This is a genomic window from Bacillus sp. JJ1503 (assembly GCF_036965125.1).
Taxonomy (GTDB): Bacteria; Bacillota; Bacilli; order Bacillales; family Cytobacillaceae; genus Cytobacillus.
This window is the reverse complement of the sequence record NZ_JBALOZ010000299.1, coordinates 1-5804: the sequence shown is the minus strand read 5'-3', so window position 1 is coordinate 5804 and position 5804 is coordinate 1. Positions and strand designations below refer to the sequence as shown.

The following is a 5804-nucleotide window of genomic DNA, read 5'->3' as shown; positions in this document are numbered from 1 at the left end:
GCGCCCGATTCTTGAATAAAGATACTACATAATCCATTATCTATGATAAAACAAGGAAATACTGTATGTTCTTAATTGTCTCAACCTGATTACCATGTACTTGTTCTGTGTAGTCAATCCACTTATAATTTTTTATTTTGCTTTCTAGTTTTTCGTTTATTTCATCTTCAATTTCGTGCATCAATTTAACTATTTCATCCAACGACATATTAAAGCGATTGGCTGCTTGAAGGTGGGGTAATTGCTCTTTGAGAAGGGCTAAAAATTGCTCTTTCGTTTCGGATTGTTGTGCTAAACTATCTTCAATATCTTCAATAAATTGATAAAGCTTTCTTTTACTTCTTGGTAGAGAAGCCACAATATCCCTCGCAAAAATCTCCATCACTTTTTCATTCATTACATACGACCATCTTTCCCTTAGTGTTCAAAATCATTTATATTCATGTTCGGCTAGCCTTTCTAAATCTTCAAATGGCATTCTTAACATAAATCAAACAGGAACTTGTAAGCACTACACTAACGTTGTTCCTGTCGTTCCACTGCTTACCAGCTAGATTTTTTAACTCCAGGGATCTGCCCCTTATGTGCTAATTCACGAAAAGCGATACGAGACATCTTAAACTTTCTTAAGTATCCTCTTGGCCTCCCAGTAACTTGGCAACGGTTATGAAGCCTAGAAGGTGCTGAGTCACGAGGAAGCTTACTTAATGCAGCATAATCCCCTTTTTCTTTTAGTTCCCTTCTTAAATCCGCATATTTATCTACCATTTTTTTTCTTTTGATCTCTTTTGCAACTTTGGATTTCTTTGCCACTAATGTTTGCCTCCTAAATTCTCTTTAATAATCATAATGATTACGATTTTAAGATCAGACTCTTCAAAGTTAAACGACTATGTTTACACACTTTATCAACTATCTAAATTAACTTGTTTCAAACAAAGGCTTTGTCAGTGTTTTGGAGTTATTAAAGGAAAATGTTGCAATGCAACTAATCATAATTAGCTTTGACTTAATAGCAAAAGCCGATAAACCCTAGATTTATCGGCTTTATTAAAAATTTAGCAGAAATAGACGTGTTAAATTATTTTGTCTCACGGTGAAGTGTATATCTTTTTAAACGTGGGGAGTATTTCATTAGCTCAATGCGGTCTGGATTGTTCCTTTTATTCTTGGTCGTAATATAATTACGATCTCCTGTTTCTGTACATGCTAATGTGATTTTCACTCTCATGGTTTTCATCTCCCAATTTTGAAGTAGCGGATATTTATTGAAATCTGGCGGATAGTTGTACAACAGTGACGGATAAACGACGAGTTTACGACTATTGTGCTGCTATAAATGGAGGAAGTGGGTCCTTTAGATCATTCCAGTCCAGTTGCATCTCCTCATCCGTTAGCAAGCACTTATCTAATGAAGCTTCAATTTCATATTGCGACATGTCCACCCCAATGAAGACAAGTTCAATCATTCGGTCTCCAAACTGATCGTCCCATTTTTCAAGCAGTTCTGGTTCATCTTTGAGAATCTGTTCTCTTTCCAATTCCGGATAAGCAGCCAACCATTCTCCCGCACCTTGCAGAATGATTGATGGTCCTGCTTGTGACAATAACCCAGTCATATCATTTCGAGTAGCTAGCCATAAGAAGCCTTTTGCTCGAACAATATCTTCTGGCCACTCTTCCAGCCATTCCGTAAATCTTTCCGGATGAAAGGGTCTTTTCCTTCGATAGACAAAGGATGAAATGCCATACTCTTCTGTTTCGGGAGTATGCTCTTCATTTAATTCCTTTATCCAGCCTGCACCTTGGTTTGCTTCTTCAAAGTCAAATAAATTAGTATTCAAGATTTCATTTAGTGCCACTTGACCATGTGAGCTCTCAATGATCCTGGCATCTGGATTTAGCCTCTGAAGAACAGCCTTTAACTCCTGAACACTTTCTTTATCAACTAAATCAATCTTGTTCAAAATTAATACATTGGCAAACTCTATTTGATCAATTAACAAATCAACGACTTCGCGAGTATCGAATTCATCCATTGCTTCCTTCCGATCTAGCAAGCTTTCACCTGATGCGAAATCATGCCAGAACCGATTCGCATCTACAACGGTTACCATTGTGTCAAGCTTGCAATAATCAGGTAAGTTTATTCCAAGACTTTCATCTACATATGTAAATGTTTGAGCAACAGGAATAGGCTCTGAAATTCCGGTAGATTCGATTAAGATGTAATCAATATCTCCTCCTTGTACAAGCCTTTCAACTTCAATGATTAAATCTTCCCTTAATGTACAGCAAATACAACCATTTTGAAGCTCGACTAATTTCTCATCTGTTCTGGTGAAGCCCCCCTGTTTGATCATGGAAGCATCGATATTCACTTCACTCATATCATTTACAATGACAGCAATTTTTTTATTCTCACGATTCGATAATACATGGTTAAGCAATGTTGTCTTCCCCGCACCTAAGTATCCGCTTAACACAGTAACTGGTATCTTATTAACCATTTTGTTCACCTCTTTTTCTTAAATCAAAATCATTACGATTTAAACAATATTGCTATCCACAATACTTTATTACTTACTGAAGCTCTTGAAGGAGGAATACACACCTCTCCCCCTACTGACTGTGTTAAAAAGAATCCTTTACGCAAAGCGTAATCATTACGATTTAAATAATATTATAAAATTTTCTTCAATGCAAGATTTATTAATAAAAAAATTTATATAGCAAATTTTCCATCCAATCAATTTTATATTTTTAATTCATATTTTTGTTTATTTGATCATAGATTTACTTTAAAATATAAAGCGTAATTGTTACGATTTAATGATTTGGTATATAAAAGTCGGTCAGCCTATTTTCACTGCGCTGGAGATTCCTTCGTACATCAAGGCTTGTTCAAATAAGCTGACCGACAAATTATTATATACACAAAAAATAAGGAGATTATTATGAACCGAATTATTCGCACTCATATCATTGAGATTACTGGAGTTTTGATTATCGCCTTAGCCCTTTATCTTTTTTCATTTGGCTCAAACTTTAAAGGCTCGATAAGTCTTCCGCCATCAATCTTAAATCTGAATACTATTTTCATTAGTATCTTAATAGAAGCATTGCCCTTTGTTTTAATTGGCGTGCTTATTGCAGGGATTATCCAAATTTTCGTAACGGAAGATCATATTCGAAAATGTATCCCTAAAAATAAAGTCTTGGCAGTAATCATGAGCTGTGTCGTTGGCGCATTGTTCCCCGCCTGTGAGTGCGGAATTGTTCCGATTGTACGGAGACTCGTTGGCAAAGGGGTGCCGATATATGCGGCTATGGGCTTTATGCTGACAGGTCCTCTTATTAATCCCATTGTGATCGCTTCCACTTACATGGCTTTTGGTAATAATATGACGATTGCAGGATTGCGTATGGGGCTAGGTTTTATCATTGCTGTCATGGTTGCTTTTGCTGTCAGCCTGTTTTTCAAAGGAGCACAATTCAAATCATCTACCACCACTGTTCACATACATAAACAGCCGAAAGAGGATTTTATCACGCGGTTATGGTCCATGCTTACCCATTCAATTGATGAATTTTTTGATATGGCGAAATATTTAATAATGGGAGCATTTTTGGCGGCATTTGTCCAAACCTATATGCCAGCAAAAGCATTGCTAGAAGCCGGGAATGGGCCCGTTTCATCCATAATCGTTATGATGGGACTCGCTTATGTGTTATCCCTTTGCTCTGAAGCGGACGCATTTATTGGCGCTTCATTTAGTAGTATCTTTCCAACGCCTTCTATTTTAGCCTTTTTGATTTTTGGACCTATGATTGATTTAAAAAATACTTTAATGATGCTAAGCGTCTTTCGTTTTAAATTTGTTATGACTGTACTAGCTTTCGTTGTTGCAATCGTTTTTGTTTCATTACTATTAGTGTCAGGCTTTCTATAAGGGGAGAAATCTATGAACTTTCATTCTCAGCAGGCTATTAGAGCTCTAATTTTATTAAGCTTTCCCATCTTAATTTTTAAGCTTCATTTTACAGGAGAGATTACGAAATATATTAATCCTAAGTATGAAGGCTTAAGTATTTCAGCAGCGATACTATTTCTCGTATTATTTCTTATCCAGCTGACAAGAATTTGGACAGCCAAGGACCACAAACATCATAATTGTCATCATGAAGAAAGTGATTGCTGCCATCATCATGATCACGGTGACACACCTTTTAATTCAAAGAAGCTACTCTCTTACGTGGTGATTGTTTTTCCTTTAATAACAGGCTTCTTGCTTCCCGCCAAGGTCCTTGATGCTTCCATTGCTAATAAAAAGGGAGGCATGGCCATTATTGCGAATCAGAAACAGCAGCAAAAAAATGAAACAAGCAATGAATCTAATCAACCTGATGAAAATAGCGAAGATGATCAAAATGATATTACGGAAAATGAAAACATTGCAGTTCCAGCCCAACTAGAAGAGCATGAAATGGATCAGAATTTAACTGCCCAGGAAGAAATGTCAGAAGAAGATTATGAACTGTTGAAGAAAAAGCTAGCCCAAAATCCAAGCGTTATTATGGAAGATTCCTTATTTTCCACCTACTATGAAGATATTCATAAGGACATCCATAAATATAAAGGAAAACCCATTCAATTAACTGGTTTTGCTTATAAAGAGGATGGATTTGAACAGGATCAGCTTGTTATTGCCAGGTTTTTAATTACCCACTGTGTGGCAGATGCAAGCATTGTAGGATTTCTTACAGAACTTCCTGAAGCCTCTTCAATCGATACAGATACTTGGATAGAAGTAAATGGAGTCCTGGATATCACAACTTATAATGGAATGGAGCTTCCCTTCATAAAAATAACCGATTGGAAAAAAGTCACTGAACCTGAGGAGCCATATATTTATCCGATTAACATTAGAATTTTATAATCATTCAGATTAGCTGATAAATCTGTTTTCACAGTGATTATCAGCTTAAGAAGATGGCTTATTGGCAGAGGACTTCAGAATACTGCAGTTTTCATTGCTTTGAGTGGGTCGCGATTGAAAGTGGTCTACTCGAAGCAATGTTGTATAACTAACAAAAGAAACTGGGGATTATTATATATTAGATTTAAACCATTTTTATGCCTTAAATTGACCAATTAGGGGTAGAGTTAAGAGAACCGCAAATTTACAACGAGAAGAAAAAGCCTAATTTCTTAGTGTTTTTAGTAAAGAAATTAGGCTTTCGTTCCTCCGCAATCGCGCCCGATTGTTGAGTATGTTCAATTGGAAAAGTAAAGGGTCATATCTTTTAATTATTTTATGAATGGATTGGTATATAAATCTCTACTTCTTCTATATCATTTTCAATTGGATGATAGGTCTCAATAATATAGGATCCTAAGTTCTTTTGATATCCATTTTCATCTGACCATTTATTTAATTGTAAATGAAGGTCACCAACATCGTTTATTCTTCCTCTAGTAGTTACATACTCCTGCGAGATTTCTATATATTCCATACCAGAAGGAACTTCATTTAATGCATCATAAACAACCATTCCAACATAATAATATCCCTCTAGATGGTTTTCATCCCTTTTCGGTTCATAGAGTGCAATTTCAGTTTTAGAATGATTTTGAATTTCACCGGCTCTACTCATAAATTGTTGAGCAAGCTTCGGTACCTCACTCCCGTAGTTCGCAAAGGCACCCCTGTTTTTCATCGCAACAACTTTAAAGTCTTTTTTTACCCTTTTGCATTCCATCATAACACCCCTCAGGTAAATGTATTCGTTAACTAATTCTG

Annotated in this window: 7 protein-coding genes; 2 read left to right on the top strand and 5 right to left on the bottom strand. The window is 36.1% G+C overall.

Annotated elements, in window-relative coordinates:
- Nucleotides 1–40: 40 nt before the first annotated feature.
- The 4 genes from V7149_RS20725 to V7149_RS20710 all read right to left on the bottom strand — a co-directional run bounded on the left by V7149_RS20725 (nucleotide 41) and on the right by V7149_RS20710 (nucleotide 2510).
- Complete coding sequence (locus tag V7149_RS20725) at nucleotides 41–397, bottom strand: hypothetical protein (protein ID WP_335347489.1); 357 nt, start codon at nucleotides 395–397, stop codon at nucleotides 41–43.
- A gap of 146 nt (nucleotides 398–543) precedes the next feature.
- On the bottom strand, nucleotides 544–813 hold the full coding sequence (rpsN, locus tag V7149_RS20720; protein WP_335347488.1) for a 30S ribosomal protein S14: 270 nt from the start codon (nucleotides 811–813) through the stop codon (nucleotides 544–546).
- A 268-nt stretch (nucleotides 814–1081) separates the two neighbouring features.
- Nucleotides 1082–1231 carry a 50S ribosomal protein L33 gene (rpmG, locus tag V7149_RS20715; RefSeq protein WP_335347487.1) on the bottom strand — a complete coding sequence of 50 codons (150 nt, stop codon included), beginning with the start codon at nucleotides 1229–1231 and terminating at the stop codon, nucleotides 1082–1084.
- Nucleotides 1232–1322: 91 nt separating this feature from the next.
- Nucleotides 1323–2510 carry a GTP-binding protein gene (locus V7149_RS20710; RefSeq protein ID WP_335347486.1) on the bottom strand — a complete coding sequence of 396 codons (1188 nt, stop codon included), beginning with the start codon at nucleotides 2508–2510 and terminating at the stop codon, nucleotides 1323–1325.
- 447 nt (nucleotides 2511–2957) lie between these two features.
- On the opposite strand from V7149_RS20710, the gene V7149_RS20705 reads away from it, so the two are divergent.
- On the top strand, nucleotides 2958–3953 hold the full coding sequence (locus V7149_RS20705; RefSeq protein WP_335347485.1) for a permease: 996 nt from the start codon (nucleotides 2958–2960) through the stop codon (nucleotides 3951–3953).
- A gap of 12 nt (nucleotides 3954–3965) precedes the next feature.
- Entirely contained in the window at nucleotides 3966–4940 is a 975-nt protein-coding gene (locus V7149_RS20700) for a TIGR03943 family putative permease subunit (RefSeq protein WP_335347484.1), read from the top strand.
- A gap of 376 nt (nucleotides 4941–5316) precedes the next feature.
- On the opposite strand, the gene V7149_RS20695 is transcribed toward V7149_RS20700, so the two are convergent.
- Nucleotides 5317–5804: GyrI-like domain-containing protein (locus V7149_RS20695; protein WP_335347483.1), on the bottom strand; the 488-nt coding region annotated here is incomplete at its 5' end.